Source organism: Streptomyces sp. BK79 (assembly GCF_044142145.1).
In the GTDB taxonomy this organism is placed as follows: Bacteria; Actinomycetota; Actinomycetes; order Streptomycetales; family Streptomycetaceae; genus Streptomyces.
Genome location: NZ_JBHVOC010000007.1, coordinates 278,867 through 294,523 on the forward strand (window position 1 = coordinate 278,867; position 15,657 = coordinate 294,523).

The 15,657-nt window shown below is 70.9% G+C and carries 13 protein-coding genes, 1 pseudogene and 1 riboswitch; of the genes and pseudogenes, 3 read left to right on the forward strand and 11 right to left on the reverse strand.

Annotated features, from left to right (window positions below; genetic code table 11):
- The first annotated feature begins 24 nt into the window (after positions 1-24).
- On the forward strand, positions 25-1,122 hold the full coding sequence (locus ACFIF2_RS11580) for an ABC transporter ATP-binding protein (RefSeq protein WP_395572502.1): 1,098 nt from the start codon (positions 25-27) through the stop codon (positions 1,120-1,122).
- 26 nt (positions 1,123-1,148) lie between these two features.
- The gene (locus ACFIF2_RS11585; protein WP_395572481.1) at positions 1,149-1,568 is read left to right on the forward strand and encodes a molybdopterin-binding protein; all 420 of its coding nucleotides are present in this window, start codon (positions 1,149-1,151) and stop codon (positions 1,566-1,568) included.
- A 67-nt stretch (positions 1,569-1,635) separates the two neighbouring features.
- Here ACFIF2_RS11585 and gcvP read toward each other — a convergent pair whose 3' ends face one another.
- Positions 1,636-4,521, reverse strand: a complete 2,886-nt coding sequence (gene gcvP, locus ACFIF2_RS11590) for an aminomethyl-transferring glycine dehydrogenase (RefSeq protein ID WP_395572482.1) — start codon at positions 4,519-4,521, stop codon at positions 1,636-1,638.
- A gap of 187 nt (positions 4,522-4,708) precedes the next feature.
- Positions 4,709-4,804, reverse strand: a riboswitch (glycine riboswitch).
- Positions 4,805-4,953: 149 nt separating this feature from the next.
- Here gcvP and ACFIF2_RS11595 point away from each other — a divergent pair.
- The gene (locus tag ACFIF2_RS11595) at positions 4,954-5,325 is read left to right on the forward strand and encodes a PRC-barrel domain-containing protein (RefSeq protein WP_395572483.1); all 372 of its coding nucleotides are present in this window, start codon (positions 4,954-4,956) and stop codon (positions 5,323-5,325) included.
- Here ACFIF2_RS11595 and ACFIF2_RS11600 read toward each other — a convergent pair.
- From ACFIF2_RS11600 to ACFIF2_RS11645, 10 genes and pseudogenes are all read right to left on the reverse strand, one after another.
- Positions 5,247-6,852, reverse strand: a pseudogene (locus ACFIF2_RS11600) (DNA polymerase IV). The gene ACFIF2_RS11595 and the pseudogene ACFIF2_RS11600 sit on opposite strands and share 79 nt — an antisense overlap.
- A gap of 54 nt (positions 6,853-6,906) precedes the next feature.
- The gene (locus tag ACFIF2_RS11605) at positions 6,907-7,590 is read right to left on the reverse strand and encodes a MerR family transcriptional regulator (RefSeq protein ID WP_395572484.1); all 684 of its coding nucleotides are present in this window, start codon (positions 7,588-7,590) and stop codon (positions 6,907-6,909) included.
- A gap of 194 nt (positions 7,591-7,784) precedes the next feature.
- Positions 7,785-8,258, reverse strand: a complete 474-nt coding sequence (locus ACFIF2_RS11610) for a bifunctional nuclease family protein (RefSeq protein WP_395572485.1) — start codon at positions 8,256-8,258, stop codon at positions 7,785-7,787.
- 83 nt (positions 8,259-8,341) lie between these two features.
- The gene (locus ACFIF2_RS11615) at positions 8,342-9,079 is read right to left on the reverse strand and encodes a MerR family transcriptional regulator (protein WP_395572486.1); all 738 of its coding nucleotides are present in this window, start codon (positions 9,077-9,079) and stop codon (positions 8,342-8,344) included.
- Positions 9,080-9,123: 44 nt separating this feature from the next.
- A complete protein-coding gene (locus ACFIF2_RS11620) occupies positions 9,124-9,660 on the reverse strand; it encodes an FHA domain-containing protein (protein ID WP_055420839.1) in 537 nt (178 codons plus the stop codon).
- A 484-nt stretch (positions 9,661-10,144) separates the two neighbouring features.
- Positions 10,145-10,987 (reverse strand): DUF881 domain-containing protein, encoded by an 843-nt coding sequence (locus ACFIF2_RS11625; RefSeq protein ID WP_395572487.1) that lies wholly within the window; start codon positions 10,985-10,987, stop codon positions 10,145-10,147.
- Between the two features lie 5 nt (positions 10,988-10,992).
- Positions 10,993-11,325 (reverse strand): small basic family protein, encoded by a 333-nt coding sequence (locus ACFIF2_RS11630; protein WP_003977440.1) that lies wholly within the window; start codon positions 11,323-11,325, stop codon positions 10,993-10,995.
- The gene (locus ACFIF2_RS11635; RefSeq protein WP_395572488.1) at positions 11,322-12,158 is read right to left on the reverse strand and encodes a DUF881 domain-containing protein; all 837 of its coding nucleotides are present in this window, start codon (positions 12,156-12,158) and stop codon (positions 11,322-11,324) included. The genes ACFIF2_RS11630 and ACFIF2_RS11635 overlap by 4 nt, the downstream gene beginning before the upstream one ends.
- 167 nt (positions 12,159-12,325) lie before the next feature.
- A complete protein-coding gene (locus ACFIF2_RS11640) occupies positions 12,326-14,821 on the reverse strand; it encodes a sugar phosphate nucleotidyltransferase (protein WP_395572489.1) in 2,496 nt (831 codons plus the stop codon).
- A 117-nt stretch (positions 14,822-14,938) separates the two neighbouring features.
- Positions 14,939-15,547 (reverse strand): CDP-alcohol phosphatidyltransferase family protein, encoded by a 609-nt coding sequence (locus ACFIF2_RS11645; protein WP_395572490.1) that lies wholly within the window; start codon positions 15,545-15,547, stop codon positions 14,939-14,941.
- Positions 15,548-15,657 lie beyond the last annotated feature (110 nt).

A 15,657-nucleotide genomic window follows, 5' to 3' on the forward strand; every position in this document is an offset into this window, starting at 1 on the left:
CCGGACGAGGACCGCATGGCACACATGACGGACACCGGCCAGCCGGTCACCGCCGCTCGACCCACCCCGGGCCCCGCCCGCGCCGGCGGCCTCGACGCCCGGCTCGTCGTGGACCGCGGCACCTTCCGCCTGGACGTCTCGCTCACCGCGGCGCCCGGCGACGTCGTGGCCCTGCTCGGTCCCAACGGCGCCGGCAAGAGCACCGCCCTGCGCGCGCTCGCCGGTCTGGAACCCCTCACGGACGGTCGCCTGCTCCTCGACGGCACCGCCCTGGACCGTACGCCGCCCGAGTCCCGCCCGGTCGGCGTCGTCTTCCAGGACTACCTGCTCTTCCCGCACCTGACCGCCCTCGACAACGTCGCCTTCGGGCCGCGCTGCCGGGGCGCGAGCAAGGCCGAGGCCCGGGCCCGGGCGGCGAAGTGGCTCGACCGCATGGGGCTCGCCGACCACGCCGGCGCCAAGCCGCGCCGGCTGTCCGGCGGCCAGGCCCAGCGCGTCGCCCTCGCCCGCGCCCTGGCCACCCACCCCCGGCTGCTGCTCCTGGACGAACCCCTCGCGGCGCTGGACGCCCGGACGCGGCTGGAGGTGCGGGCCCAGCTGCGGCGCCACCTGGCCGAGTTCGAGGCCGTCGCCGTCCTGGTCACGCACGACCCGCTGGACGCCATGGTGCTGGCCGACCGGCTGGTCGTCGTGGAGGACGGCGGGGTCGTCCAGGAGGGCGGCCCCGCCGACATCGCCCGCCGGCCCCGTACGGACTACATCGCGCGGCTGGTCGGCCTGAACCTCTACCGGGGGCGGGCCGACGGCCACACCGTGCGACTGGACGCGGGGCCCGCGATCACCACCACCGAGGACCTCTCCGGCCCGGTCTTCGTGGCGTTCCCACCGAGTGCCGTGACCCTGTACGGGGAACGGCCCGCCGGCTCCAGCGCCCGCAACCTGTGGCGCTGCGAGGTCGCGGGGCTGGAGACGCACGGCGACCAGATCCGCGTCGACCTCACCGGCGAACTCCCGCTCGCCGCCGACCTCACCACGGTCGCGGCGGCGGAGCTGGGCCTCCACCAGGGCGCACCGGTGTGGGCGGCCGTCAAGGCGACCCAGACCCACGCGTACCCGGCATAGCCCCCGCGCGGGGCTACGGTGCCCCCATGAGCCTGAGCATCCGCAACCAGCTCCCCGGCACCGTCACCGCCGTCACGCCCGGCGAGGCCATGGCGACGGTCGGGGTCCGCCTCGACGGCGGCCAGGACCTCACCGCGGCGATCACCCGGGACGCGGCCGAGGACCTCGCCCTCACCGCCGGTACGGCCGTGCGCGCCCTGGTGAAGTCGACGGAGGTCTCCCTGGCGACCGCGCGCGTCCAGGGCCTGTCCATCCGCAACCAGCTGCCCGGTACGGTCACCGCCGTCACCGCCGGCGACGCGATGGCCTTGGTCCGGGTCGCCGTCGAGGGCGCCGAACTGACCGCCGCGATCACCAGGGAGGCCGCCGCCGACCTCGGCCTGTCCGCCGGCGTCCCGGTCGTCGCGCTGGTCAAGTCCACGGAGGTGTCCCTCGCGACCGCGTGACGCGGCACGAGCGGCTCCGTGCGGGCCCCGGAGGGCACGCGCGGAGCCGCTCTCCGTACTACGGGGCTCAGTCCTCGTACGCGTCCAGCGGCGGGCAGGAGCACACGAGGTTCCGGTCGCCGTAGGCCTGGTCGATGCGGCGCACCGGCGGCCAGTACTTGTCGGCGGCGGACACCCCGGCCGGGAAGACGGCCTCCTCGCGCGTGTACGCGTGGTCCCAGTCGCCGCCCAGCGCGCCCGCGGTGTGCGGCGCGCCGCGCAGCGGGTTGTCGTCCGCGGACCAGGTGCCGGAACCGACCTTCTCGATCTCCGCGCGGATGGCGATCATCGCCTCGCAGAACCGGTCCAGCTCGTTCAGGTCCTCGGACTCGGTCGGCTCGATCATCAGCGTTCCGGCCACCGGGAACGACATCGTCGGCGCGTGGAAGCCGTAGTCGATCAGCCGCTTGGCGACGTCGTCGACGCTCACGCCGGTCGCCTTGGTCAGCGGACGCAGGTCGATGATGCACTCGTGCGCGACCAGGCCGCCCGGGCCGGTGTAGAGCACCGGGTAGTGCGGCTCCAGGCGCTTGGCGATGTAGTTGGCGGACAGCACGGCCACCTGCGTGGCCCGCTTGAGCCCCTCGCCGCCCATCAGCCGGACGTACGACCAGGAGATCGGCAGGATGCCGGCCGAACCCCAGGGCGCCGCCGAGATCGGGCCGACGCCCGTCTGCGGACCGGCCGCGGGCTGCAGGGGGTGGTTGGGCAGGTACGGCGCCAGGTGCGACCGTACGGCCACGGGGCCGACGCCGGGACCGCCGCCGCCGTGCGGGATGCAGAAGGTCTTGTGCAGGTTCAGGTGCGAGACGTCGCCGCCGAAGTGGCCCGGCTTGGCGAGGCCGACCAGGGCGTTGAGGTTGGCGCCGTCCACGTAGACCTGGCCGCCGGCGTCGTGCACCCGGGCGCAGATGTCGGCGACGTGCTCCTCGAAGACGCCGTGCGTGGAGGGGTACGTGATCATCAGCACGGCCAGCTCGTCGCGGTACTGCTCGATCTTGGCCCGCAGGTCCTCGACGTCGATCTCACCGTCCCCGGCGGTCTTCACGACGACGACCTTCATGCCGGCCATCACGGCGCTGGCGGCGTTGGTGCCGTGCGCGGAGGACGGGATGAGGCAGACGGTGCGCTGGTCGTCGCCGTTGGCGCGGTGGTAGCCGCGGACGGCGAGCAGGCCGGCGAACTCGCCCTGCGACCCGGCGTTCGGCTGGAGGGACACCTTGTCGTACCCGGTGACCTCGGCCAGCCGCTCCTCCAGCTCGCGGATGAGGGTCAGGTAGCCCTGCGCCTGCTCGGCGGGCGCGAAGGGGTGCAGCGCCCCGAACTCGGACCAGGTGACCGGCTCCATCTCGGTGGTCGCGTTGAGCTTCATGGTGCAGGAGCCCAGCGGGATCATGCCCCGGTCCAGCGCGTAGTCCCGGTCGGCCAGGCGGCGCAGGTAGCGCAGCATCGCCGTCTCGGAGCGGTGCCGGTGGAAGACGGGATGGGTGAGGAAGTCGTCCGTGCGCAGCAGCGCCTCGGGCAGCGTCTCCTCGGTCGCCGCGTCCAGCGCCTCGATGTCTCCCTCGACGCCGAAGGCGTTCCACACGCCGGCGACCTGGGCGCGGGTGGTGGTCTCGTCGCAGGCGAACGACAGGTGGTCGCCGTCGACGAGCCAGAGGTTGATGCCGTTCTCGCGGGCGGCGTGGACGACCTCGGCGGCCCGGCCGGGCACCCGCGCGGTGACGGTGTCGAAGTAGGACCCGTGGACGACCTCGACGCCGCAGGCCGCGAGGCCCGCCGCGATGAGGGAGGCGTACCGGTGGGTGCGCCGCGCGATGGCCCGCAGCCCCTCGGGACCGTGGTACACGGCGTACATGCCGGCCATGACGGCGAGCAGCACCTGCGCGGTGCAGATGTTGCTGGTGGCCTTCTCGCGGCGGATGTGCTGCTCGCGGGTCTGCAGGGCGAGCCGGTAGGCCTTGTTGCCGTCCGCGTCCACGGAGACGCCCACGAGCCGTCCGGGCAGGCTGCGCGCGAACTTCTCGTGCACCGCCATGTAGCCGGCGTGCGGCCCGCCGAAGCCCATCGGCACACCGAAGCGCTGCGTCGTGCCGATGGCGATGTCCGCGCCCAGCTCACCGGGCGAGGTCAGCAGCGTGAGGGCGAGCAGGTCGGCGGCGACGGTGACGAGCGCGCCCAGTTCGTGCGCCCGGTCGATCACCGGCTTGATGTCGCGGACGGCACCGGAGGCGCCCGGGTACTGGATCAGAACGCCGTTGATCTCCCGCTCGGCGACCTCGGCGGGGATGCCCGCGCTCAGGTCGGCGACGACGACCTCGACGCCGGTCGGCTCGGCGCGGGTCCGGATCACGGCGACGGTCTGCGGCAGCGCGTCCGCGTCGACCAGGAAGAGGCCCTTCTTGTTCTTGCCCATGCGCCGGGACAGCGCCATCGCCTCGGCGGCGGCGGTGCCCTCGTCGAGCAGCGAGGCACCGGACGTCGGCAGGCCGGTCAGCTCGGCGACCATCGTCTGGAAGTTCAGCAGCGCCTCGAGACGCCCCTGGCTGATCTCCGGCTGGTACGGCGTGTACGCGGTGTACCAGGCGGGGTTCTCCATGACGTTGCGCAGGATGACCGGCGGGGTGAAGGTGCCGTAGTAGCCGAGGCCGATCATGGAGTCGAGGACCTGGTTGCGGTCGGCCAGCGAACGCAGTTCGGCCAGCACCTCGGCCTCGGAGCGGGCGCCCGGCAGGTCCAGCGCGTCGGCGTTCTTGATCACATCCGGCACCGCGGCGGCCGTCAGCTCGTCGAGCGAACCGTAACCGACCTGCGCGAGCATCTTGGCCCGGGCCTCTTGGTCGGGGCCGATGTGGCGCTGCTCGAACGGCATGGCCTGTTCGAGTTCGGAGAGCGGAATGCGGTGGGCGGTCATTGCGGAGGCCTCCTGGTCTGACGACCTTCGAGGGGCACCACGGCGCGGGTACCCGAACGGCCTCCCCCTCTGTCATCTCGACCTGAGAGCTTCACCGGTCGGGCCCGAGGGCTCTTCCGGCTTTCACCGTCGGTGAGGGCGAGAGCCGCCGACTGCCGTCGGTGCCCGCCCTGCTTTCCAGAGTGACCTCGTCCGTGCGGTACGTGAGCCTGAGAGATTCCGGGGAGGATTTGCTCCTTCGGCGCCTCCGATGGTGTCTGGAGGACTCTCCCGCACGGGGTCAGCAGCCGTTGCCAGCGTACCAGCGAGGTCACCGCACGGACCTTCGAGTGGCCGACCCTCCATATCTGCTCTTTCGTAGTACTACGGATGATTTCGGCGGCTGGTGGGTCGGCTGGTGCACGGCCCCACTGCGACCAAGTGGAGGGCCCCGTGCGTACGGACATCGACCCGCGCAACCTGATAGGCCGCAAGGCCTTCGACCGCAACGGCACCCGGATCGGCACCGTCGACGAGGTCTACCTCGACGACGCCACCGGCGTCCCCGAATGGGCGGCCATCCGCACCGGCCTGTTCAGCAGGGACGCCTTCGTGCCTCTGGAGCCGAGCGAACTGGTCGACGGCACCCTGCGCGTGCCCTTCGACCGGACCCTGATCAAGGAAGCCCCCGACTTCGGCGTCGGCCGCCATCTCTCGCCGGAGCAGGAACTCCAGCTCTACCACCACTACGGCCTCGATGTCGCCGCCCCTCCCCCGCTCCCCGACCACGACTTCGGCAAGCTGGCGGGCAAGGAAGACGCCTGACGGCCCTGACGGCCCCGCCCTCCCGCGGCCGCGCTAACCGGGGGCGACGTGAGCCGGCCCCGCCGATCCGGCATCGGCGTCGGCATCGGCGTCGGCGCGCGCACTCGGGCCCGCCTCCCCGCCCCCGGCCATCGACGCGGACGCGCGCGCCCCGGCGTCCGGGCCGGGCTCGGCGTCCCCGGGAGTGAGCGGCGCCGGCCGCACCAGCGGCAGCGGGTCCGCGGGTGACAGCTCCGGGTCGTCCACCGGGAAGGTCCGCACCCGGCCGGTGGGCGAGTACGGCGTCTCGAACCGCACGGTGACCCGCCCCAGCCCGCTGCCCTGCACCCAGCCGTGCCCGTACTCCGCGTGCCGCACGTCGTGGCCCGACGGCCACCGGCGCTCGGCCGGGGACTCCCGCTCCTCCCGTGCGGGCTCGTCGACAGGCTCGTCGACGAGGTCGTCGGCCCGCTCCCCCGCCGCCTGCGCGAACAGGTCCTCCTGCGTGTAGTCGGCGAGCCCGCTGACGCCGACCCCGAGCAATCGCACGCCACCCGTGGTGTCCACCGAGTCCAGCAGCCGGGCCGCGGCCTCACGCACCACCCCCGGGTCGTCGGTCGGCCCGCGCAGGGTCTCGGAACGCGTCAGCGTCGAGAAGTCGTACCTGCGCACCTTCAGCACGATGGTCCGCCCGGACAGCCCGGACGCGCGCAGCCGCCGTACACACCGGTCGGCCAGCCGCCCCACCTCCACGCCGACCCGCACCCGGTCGTGGATGTCCACGTCGTACGTGTCCTCCACCGACACCGACTTGGTCTCCCGCTCGGCCACCACGGGCCGGTCGTCGCGGGCCAGCGCCATGGCGTACAGGGCATGCCCGTGCGCCTTGCCCAGCAGCCGTACGAGTTCGTCCTCGCCCGCCTCGGCCAGTTCACCGATCGTGGTGATCCCGGCCCGCCGCAGGTGATCGCCCGTCGCCGGCCCCACCCCGGGCAGGGTCCGCACGGACATCGGCTCCAGCATCGCCCGCTCCGTGCCCGGCGGGATCAGCACCAGCCCGTCGGGCTTGGCCTCCTCCGAGGCGATCTTGGCGAGCATCTTGGACGCCGCCAGTCCGACGGAACCGGTGAGGCCGGTGACGGCACGGATGTCCGCGCGCAGTCGCGCCCCGGCCAGCCGCGCCGACTCCGCGTCCCAGGCCGCCCCACCGGCCTCCAGGTCCACGAATGCCTCGTCCAGGCTCAGCGGCTCCACCAGCGGCGACAGCGCCCGCAGCAGCCCCATCACCTGCTCGCTGATCGACCGGTAGAGCTCGAAGCGCGGGACGAGGTACGCGGCGTTGGGGGCCAGCCGCCGGGCCTGGCCCATGGGCATCGCCGAGTGGACGCCGAAGACCCGCGCCTCGTACGAGCAGGTGGCGACCACCCCTCGTGGCCCGAGGCCGCCCACGACGACGGCCTTCCCGCGCAGGCTCGGCTTGGACGCCTGCTCCACCGAGGCGAAGAAGGCATCCATGTCGAGATGCAGGATCGTGGGCGCGGTTCTCACATCTCCGATGCTGCCCTACGGCACTGACAACGCGCCGCCGGAGCACTCCGGTGTTCAGACCGCCCGGTTGCGCCGCCGGGCCAGCTCGTCGGCGGGATTGTGCCCGACCAGGGTCTCCCCCGTGTCGATCCGCTCGCCGTGCAGCTGCGACAGCGCGCTCTCCACGTCCCGCCACACCACGCCGACCGCGATGCCGAAAATGCCCTGGCCGCCCTGGAGCAGCGCGTGCACCTCGTCGGGCGAGGTGCACTCGTGGACCGTGGCGCCGTCGCTCATCAGCGTCATCCGCTCCAGGTCGCGAAAACCCCGCTCCCTGAGGTGCTGGACGGCGGTGCGGATGTTCTGCAACGACACCCCGGTGTCGAGGAAGCGCTTGACGATCTTCAGCACGACCACGTCGCGGAAGCTGTACAGACGCTGCGTCCCGGATCCGTGCGCGGGTCGCACACTGGGCTCGACCAGTCCCGTGCGAGCCCAGTAGTCGAGCTGCCGGTAGGTGATGCCGGCGGCCGCGCAGGCCGTAGGCCCGCGGTAGCCGATCTGCTCGGACGCCATGGGCGCCGCCCCTCCGCTCCCGGGCACGGCAGCCGGTCGCTGCGGAGCCCGGTCGGCCGCGCCACCGTGCTGGGGATACCCCCCGCCCGCGCGGAGCCGAGAGTTCGGGGGAGGGTACGGACCACTTGCCCCGAGGCTGTGCCCGGAGCCACCCCCAGCCGTACCGTCGCCGCTGATTCTCACGCCGACCTCCGTCCTTGACCTGCCTCCTCGACGGTAGGCAGTCACCAAGGGTGCGTCAACGATCGCCACACTCGGCACGCCGAGTGATAATCACCCTACGAGTGGTTTACCGTGCCCAACCGCGGGGAAAGGCTAGCCGAATGTGCCCGGAGAGGGCCGCGCGACGCCCGTCGCGCGACGCCCGGCCGCACGTCTCACTGGTTGCTGGTCCCGAAGTCCTCCGGCGAGATCTGGTCGAGGAACTCGCGGAACTTCTCGACCTCGTCCTCCTGCTCGTCCGGGATGGCGATGCCGGCGTCGTCGAGGACCGTGTCGCTGCCGAAGATGGGCGTTCCGGTGCGCAGGGCCAGCGCTATGGCGTCGGACGGCCTCGCACTCACCTCGACACCGCTCGCGAAGACCAGCTCGGCGTAGAAGACCCCGTCCCGCAGGTCGGTGATGCGCACTTCCGTGAGCTCCTGGCCGACGGCTTCCAGCACGTCCTTGAACAGGTCGTGGGTGAGCGGCCGCGCGGGAGCCATGCCCTGCTGGGCGAAGGCGATCGCCGTCGCCTCCCCCGGCCCGATCCAGATGGGAAGGAAACGGTCGCCTCCCACCTCGCGCAGCAGCACGATCGGTTGGTTGGAGGGCATCTCGACCCGGACACCTACGACATCGAGCTCGTTCACACAGCAACCCTAGGCCGTGCCCGGGACATTTGGGTAGTCGGGCCGGGATCGGGTGGGCGATCCGGGTTCCCGCACCCGCCCGCTCAGGGCAGTCGCACACCGAGTGCGGTCTGCACCAGCGCGGCGTGCAGCTTCACCGCCAGCCCTGCCAGCTCCTTGGTGCGGGCCTCCGCGTGCGCCCTGGTCTGCGGGTTGCGGTGCCGTCTCAGCGGCGCCACCACCTGGTCGACCAGGCCGGCCTCCCGGTCGGCGGCGGCCTTCATCACCCGAAGGTGCCGCGGCTCGATCCCGGACCGCCCCAGCTGGACCACCAGCGACGCCACGGTGACCGCCTCGGCGTCGTACGCCCCGTCGGGCAGCGGAGTGAGCAGCCCGTAGGACTCCCACTCCTTCAGCTCCTGGTCGTCGACCCCGGCAGCGGCGAGCAGCTCCTCCCGCCCGATCCGGGCCGCCGTCGGCACCTCGGCGGACTCCGGTACCGGCTCCCCGTCACGCTGACGGCCCAGCGACGGCAACGCCCTGGCCTCACCGCGCTCCATGGCGTCCAGGTGCTCGCGGATCACCTTCAGCGGCAGATAGTGGTCACGCTGCATGCGCAGCACCTGGCCGAGGCGCTCCACGTCGTGTGCGCTGAACTTGCGGTACCCGGCCGGGGTCCGCCGAGGCTCGACGAGCCCCTCGGACTCCAGGAAGCGGATCTTGGAGATGCTGATGTCGGGAAACTCGTCACGCAGCGCGTTCAGCACCGCGCCGATGCTCATCAGCCCACTGTCCGTGACGGCGGCACCGCTCCCGGCGCCGCCGCTCGGTGATCGAAGCATGGACCTTCCCTGGAGGTTCCCCGGGCCGACGGCCCGGGGGCGGGTCAGTAACCCCGCTGGCTCGCGTAGAACACCAGCCGGTACTTGCCGATCTGCACCTCGTCACCGTTCGACAGGGCGACCTGGTCGATACGCTCGCGGTTGACGTACGTACCGTTCAGGCTGCCGACGTCGGCCACCGTGAACGAGCCGTCCGGACTGCGGCGGAACTCCACGTGCCGGCGCGAGACCGTCACGTCGTCCAGGAAGATGTCGCTCTGCGGATGACGCCCGGCGGTGGTCAGCTCGCCGTCCAGCAGGAAGCGGCTGCCCGAGTTCGGACCGCGGCGCACGACCAGGAGGGCCGAGCCCAGCGGCAGCGCGTCGACGGCCGCCTGCGCCTCGGGAGAGAGCGCCGGCATCGCCGTCTGGCCGGTGACCTCGGCGTCGTACGCCTCGAGGCCGGAGATGGAGATCGTGGACGTCGTCTCGGACGCACGCTCCGGAACCGCCCCGGCACGCAGCGGCGCCCCGCAGTTGGAGCAGAAGCGGCTGTTCTCCGCGTTGCGGTTACCGCACCTCGTACACACCAGGGCCGACATGGACGGATCCTCCTGCCGCGGCTGCCCCGCCGGGGCGTTCGACGCGTACGGGCCGGGGGCAAACCCTCCACCCGTACCTGAGGTTGACGGTTGGCCGAAACCTATGCCGCCGGCCTGGGCAGGGTCAACAGACGGCGCGCCCTGACCACCCGAAATGTCACCGCCCGGACCAGCCACCTGGTCCCGGAACATCGGACGTCGGCCCTCCGCGTCGGGCTGTGCCCGATGGCGAGCGGTCGCGTTGTCGCTGCCCTCTCGCGCGCTCTTGCCGAACAACTTCGCAAACAACTTCACGGGCGATTCCCCTTGACCGAAACAGACCCGCCCGTGGGGCAGGACGAACCCTGACTGAACCTACTGGCCGACCCGGACACCTTCACAACGTCCGTCTCCACCGGACAGTTTCCACCACGCACCACCCAATCGGTGCGCCGACCCCCCGCAACCTCATGCCCTGGCCGGACGCCCCCCATGCACCGCCGGTTCACTGGGAGGACGACCGAGCGTAGTCAGGCCGCTTCACCGCTCGCAAGGCGTCCACGACGATCTTGCTCGACCGCTCAACAGTAACGGTGGCCTGTTCCTTTTCCAGAGTCTGCACGACGCCTCCAGGAATGTTGAGAGCCGGTTCCAGGTCCTGCGGCTTGCCGATGACCTGGAAACGATAGGGCGCGTTGATCTTGTTCCCGTCGACGCTCACGGTCTTGCCGGAGTCGGTGAGGTACGTGCCGGCGACGACCCGAACACCGTTCACCTGGATCGCCTCCGCACCCGCCGCGCGCAGCTCCTGGATCGCGTCGAGCAGCATGTCCGCCTCGACCGCTCCCTTCGTGTCCTCGATCGTCACCGTGATGCCGGGGCCCTGCGCGGCCACGGTGCCCGCGAGGACGCCGAGTTGCCGTTCCTTCTCGAGCGTCTGCCTGCGGGCCTCCTCCGCCTGGTCGGAGCTGTTCTCCAGCTCGTCGCGCTGCTTCTCGAGGCCCTGCTTCTCGTCTTCAAGACGCTGGGTCCGGTCGTCCAGTTCATCGAGGATGCGGACGAGATCCTCCTGGCGGGCACCGCGCAGCGCCCCGTCGCCCTCGCTGTTCGACGCCACCTGGACCGCGAGCCCGAACCCGAGGCCGAACAGCAGCAGCGCGACGATCAGTTGGGCCCGGGTGAGCCGGGGCGGCCACAGCCCCTTGACGAGCCGCTGCCGACCCGACGGGCCAGGCGGCGACGCGGGCCGCACCTCCGGCGTGTCGCCGACCGGGGACCGCGGCGGCGGCACCTCGTCCGGCAGTTCCTCGCGCAGACCGCGCGCGCTCCGCTCCTCCTCGTCGCTCATCCGCCTCACGCCCGGAAGACGTGGCGTCGGATCGCCGCGGCGTTGGAGAAGATGCGGATGCCGAGGACGACCACGACACCGGTGGACAGCTGGGCCCCGACGCCCAACTTGTCGCCCAGGAACACGATCAGCGCGGCCACGACCACATTCGAGAGGAACGACACCACGAAGACCTTGTCATCGAAGATGCCGTCGAGCATGGCCCTCAGCCCGCCGAAGACGGCGTCCAGCGCCGCCACGACGGCGATCGGCAGATAAGGCTCGACGGCCGCCGGCACCTCCGGTCGGACCAACAGGCCGGCCACGACTCCCACGACGAGGCCCAGTACGGCGATCACGATGTGCCCTTCTCGGTTATCGGCTGTGCTGTTCGTACGATCACACTCGTGGCGGCCGGCAGCTCCAGGTCGTCCGCGTCGGAGATGGCGGTCCGGATGCCGTAGTTCTCCTGCAGGGCATGCAGGTACAGCCCGTCGGCACTGTCCTGGAAAGTGCGGCTGAGCCGCTCGCCGTCCCCCACCGCGAGCACCGTGTACGGCGGTACCAGCGGCTTGTTGTCGACCAGTATCGCGTCACCGGCGGCCCTGATGGCGGACAGCGCCGTCAGGCGCCGTCCGTTGATGGAGATCGCCTCGGCGCCCGACTCCCACAGCCCGTTCACCACGCGCTGCATGTCCCGGTCCCGCACGCGGCCCGTGTCGGAGAACCCGGAGGCGCCGCGCGGCTGCCCGTCACCGCCCGTGCCCGCGGCCTTGGCGTCGTTCACGACGAGCTTCACGCCCGGGCCGTGCACCTCGACCGCGCCGGACAGGATGCCCACAAGCTCGGACCGGTCACCGTCGCCGTGCTCCTGGAGCGCCTCGCGCTGCCGCGCGCCCACGTCCTCGCGTAGCTCGTCGACACTCCCCTCCAGCTTGTCGGCCGCCGACGTCTCTGCCTCGATACGGTCGATGAGCTCTTCCCGCTCCTTGGCCACGGCGGGCGCGGCGACCCGTGCCTGGGCCGCACCGACCGTCACCACCAGCGCCGCGAGCACCAGCCCGGCGGCCAGTCCGAGCTTGGCGCGCAGGGTCTTGGGCAGACCACCGGCGCCCTCGGCGCGCTTCCTGGCGGCGGCCTCGGCATAGCCGTCGTCGAGACTGTGATCCATGACGTTGGTGAGCAATGACATGGACGCGTCCGGACGGGCGGGCCGCGTGGATGTGCTCCGAACGGGGGGTGGCTGCGGCATGCCGCACATCGTCGCACGGCACGGCCACTACCTCCGAATGGCCCCACCGGCGTGCCGGACAGGCCCCCTTGGGGACACTTGTCCGGCACGCACCCGTGCGGTGAGTTCTACCGGCCCGCGCTGTCCACCACGGCGGACCACTCGTCGAGCAGCGCCTGGGCCGAGGCGTCGTCGGGGCCCTCCGCCCACAGGTGGGTGACCGCTTCGGCCGGGTCGGGCAGCACCATCACCCAGCGCCCGTCGGTCTCCACCACCCGCACACCGTCCGTGGTGTCCACGAAGCGGTCTCCGGCCGCCTCGACGACCCGCCGCATCACCAGACCCTTGACGGCCCACGGGGTCGCCAGATCGCGCTTGAGGACGTGTGCCCGCGGGATCCGCGCGTCGATCTGGCTCAGCGTGAGCTGTGTCCGCGCCACCAGCCCGATCAGCCGCACGAAGGCCGCCGTACCGTCGTAGACGCTGCTGAACTCCGGGACGATGAAGCCACCCTTGCCGTCACCACCGAAGATCGCGCCTTCCTCGCCCCCGACCCGCGTCAGATCGTCCGGGGAGGTCGTCGTCCACTCGACCTGTGTGCCGTGGTACGCCGCCACCTGCTCGGCGATCCTGGTGGTCGTCACCGGCAGCGCGACCCGCCCGCTGCGCCGCTCGGCGGCGATCAGGTCGAGCATGACCAGCAGCGCCCGGTCGTCCTCGATGATGCGGCCCTTCTCGTCGACGAGCGAGAGCCGCTCACCGACCGGGTCGAACCGTACGCCGAAGGCCGCCCGGGAGGACGCCACGATCTCCCCGAGACGGACCAGTCCCGAGCGCCGCACGTCGGCCGACTCGGTCGGCCTGGACTCGTCGAGGCCGGGATTGATCGTCAGCGAGTCGACACCCAGCTTCCCCAGCAGGCTGGGCAGGACCAGCCCGGCGCTGCCGTTGGACGCGTCCACGACCACCTTGAGCCCGGACTCGGCGATCCCCGTGATGTCGACGTTCCGCAGCAGCGATCCGGTGTACGAGTCGAACACGCTGGACGGGAAGTGCAGGTCCCCGATCTCACCGGGGAACGCACGCCGGTACTCCTGCCGCGCGAACACCCGGTCCAGCTTCCGCTGACTGCCCTGCGACAGGTCGGCACCCTGTCCGTCGAAGAACATGATGTCCACGGAGTCCGGCACCCCGGGCGTGGTCCGGATCATGATGCCGCCGGCACTGCCCCGCGCGGTCTGCTGACGCGCCACGGGCAGCGGTACGTTCTCCAGGTCCCGTACGTCGATGGCGCTCGCCTGCAGCGCGGAGATCACCGCCCGCTTGAGCGCACGGGCACCACGGGAGTGGTCGCGGGCCGTGGTGACGGTGGAGCCCTTCTTCAGCGTGGTCGCGTAGGCGCCGGCCAGCCGCACCGCCAGTTCCGGCGTGATCTCCACGTTCAGGATGCCGGACACCCCGCGGGCGCCGAAGAGGTGCGCCTGCCCTCTGGACTCCCAGATGACCGACGTATTGACGAAGGCACCGGCCTCGATGGTCTTGAACGGGTAGACCCGCACGTTGCCCTGGATGATCGATTCTTCACCGACCAGGCACTCGTCCCCGATGACGGCGCCGTCCTCGATCCGCGCGGCGCGCATAATGTCGGTGTTCTTCCCGACGACGCAGCCCCGCAGGTTGCTGTGCGGCCCGACGTACACGTTGTCGGCCACGACGGCCTTGTGCAGGAAGGCACCGCTCTTGACGACGACGTTGGAGCCGACGACCGTGTGTTCCCGGATCTCGGCGCCGGCTTCGACCTTGGCGTAGTCACCGATGTACAGGGGCCCCCGGAGCACGGCGTCGGGGTGCACCTCGGCCCCCTCGGCCACCCATACGCCGGGCGAGATCTCGAAGCCGTCGATGTCGACGTCGACCTTGCGCTCGAGAACGTCGGCCTGCGCCTTCACATAGCTCTCGTGCGTGCCGACGTCCTCCCAGTAGCCCTCGGCGACGTAACCGTAGACGGGCTTGCCTTCCTTCATCAGCTGGGGGAAGACATCACCGGACCAGTCGACGGGCACATCGGGGTCGACGTAGTCGAAGACCTCGGGCTCCATGACGTAGATACCGGTGTTCACGGTGTCCGAGAAGACCTGCCCCCAGGTCGGCTTCTCCAGGAAGCGCTCGACCTTGCCCTCTTCATCGACGATGGTGATGCCGAATTCCAGCGGATTGGGCACGCGCGTCAGACATACGGTGACGAGCGCTCCCTTCTCCTTGTGGAAGTTGATCAGATCGGTGAGGTCGAAGTCGGTCAGGGCATCGCCGGAAATAACGAGGAAGGCATCGTCCTTCAACGCCTCCTCAGCGTTCTTGACGCTTCCGGCGGTACCGAGTGGCTTCTCCTCATTGGCATAGGTGAGCTCCATTCCGAGCTCCTCGCCGTCACCGAAGTAGTTCTTGACCAGCGAGGCCAGGAACTGGACGGTGACCACGGTCTCGTTGAGCCCATGCCTTTTGAGCAGCCTCAGAACGTGCTCCATGATCGGCCGGTTGGCCACCGGCAGGAGCGGCTTGGGCATGCTCGAGGTCATCGGGCGAAGGCGTGTGCCTTCGCCTCCGGCCATCACGACGGCCTTCATGTCGGAAGCGTCCTCCTCTAAGAGACGACGGATTGACCGACTTCACCCGTCCAGAGTCCCGCACTTCTGCAATGCGGGCCATCCGGCCACTCCGGGCCGCACAATCGGTGAACGAGCTCAATCGGCCATGGTGTCCGCACGGACCAAGCGGCGGACCTGAACCACGTAGAGAACACCTGCCCACCAGTACAGGGTTGTACCCCATCCGGCGAACGCCCATCCGAAAATAGCAGCGAGTGACGCGATCCACCCGCTTCCGTCACTGAGCAGCAGCAGGGGGAAGGCGTACATGAGGTTGAAGGTGGCGGCCTTCCCCAGGAAGTTCACCTGCGGCGGCGGATAGCCGTGCCGCCGGAGGACGAGCACCATCACGAGCAGGACCGCTTCGCGAGCGAGCAGTACAAGCGTCAACCACAGTGGGAGGATCTCCCGCCACGTCAGCCCGACCAGGGTGGACAGGATGTAGAGCCGGTCTGCCGCAGGGTCCAGGAGCCGGCCGAGGCTGCTGATCTGGTTCCACCGCCGCGCGAGCTTGCCGTCCAGGTAGTCACTGACTCCGCTCAGGGCCAGCACCAAAAGCGCCCAGCCGTCGCTCTGCGGGCCGCCGAACTCGGGCCGGAGGATCAGCCACAGGAAGAGCGGAACGCCGGCGAGACGCGCCATGCTGAGGATGTTCGGGATGGTGAGGACCCGGTCGGTCTGCACGCGGGTCTCCTGGACCTCCACGCGGGGGCCTCCTGGGGTGAAACGAGCCAATGATGCTCCCTGACCTTACCTCAACGCAAAAAAGCTCTGGCTCTCGGGCGGCATGCCCAAGAGCCAGAGCTCTAAAAGGA

Excerpts from the sequence above, each read along its gene's own strand:
- ACFIF2_RS11640 (WP_395572489.1), bottom strand. The coding sequence starts at position 14,821 with ATGAAGGCCGTCGTGATGGCCGGAGGCGAAGGCACACGCCTTCGCCCG.
- ACFIF2_RS11580 (WP_395572502.1), top strand. The coding sequence starts at position 25 with ATGACGGACACCGGCCAGCCGGTCACCGCCGCTCGACCCACCCCGGGC.
- ACFIF2_RS11625 (WP_395572487.1), bottom strand. The coding sequence starts at position 10,987 with ATGAGCGACGAGGAGGAGCGGAGCGCGCGCGGTCTGCGCGAGGAACTG.
- ACFIF2_RS11620 (WP_055420839.1), bottom strand. The coding sequence starts at position 9,660 with ATGTCGGCCCTGGTGTGTACGAGGTGCGGTAACCGCAACGCGGAGAAC.
- ACFIF2_RS11585 (WP_395572481.1), top strand. The coding sequence starts at position 1,149 with ATGAGCCTGAGCATCCGCAACCAGCTCCCCGGCACCGTCACCGCCGTC.
- ACFIF2_RS11615 (WP_395572486.1), bottom strand. The coding sequence starts at position 9,079 with ATGCTTCGATCACCGAGCGGCGGCGCCGGGAGCGGTGCCGCCGTCACG.
- ACFIF2_RS11635 (WP_395572488.1), bottom strand. The coding sequence starts at position 12,158 with ATGTCATTGCTCACCAACGTCATGGATCACAGTCTCGACGACGGCTAT.
- gcvP (WP_395572482.1), bottom strand. The coding sequence starts at position 4,521 with ATGACCGCCCACCGCATTCCGCTCTCCGAACTCGAACAGGCCATGCCG.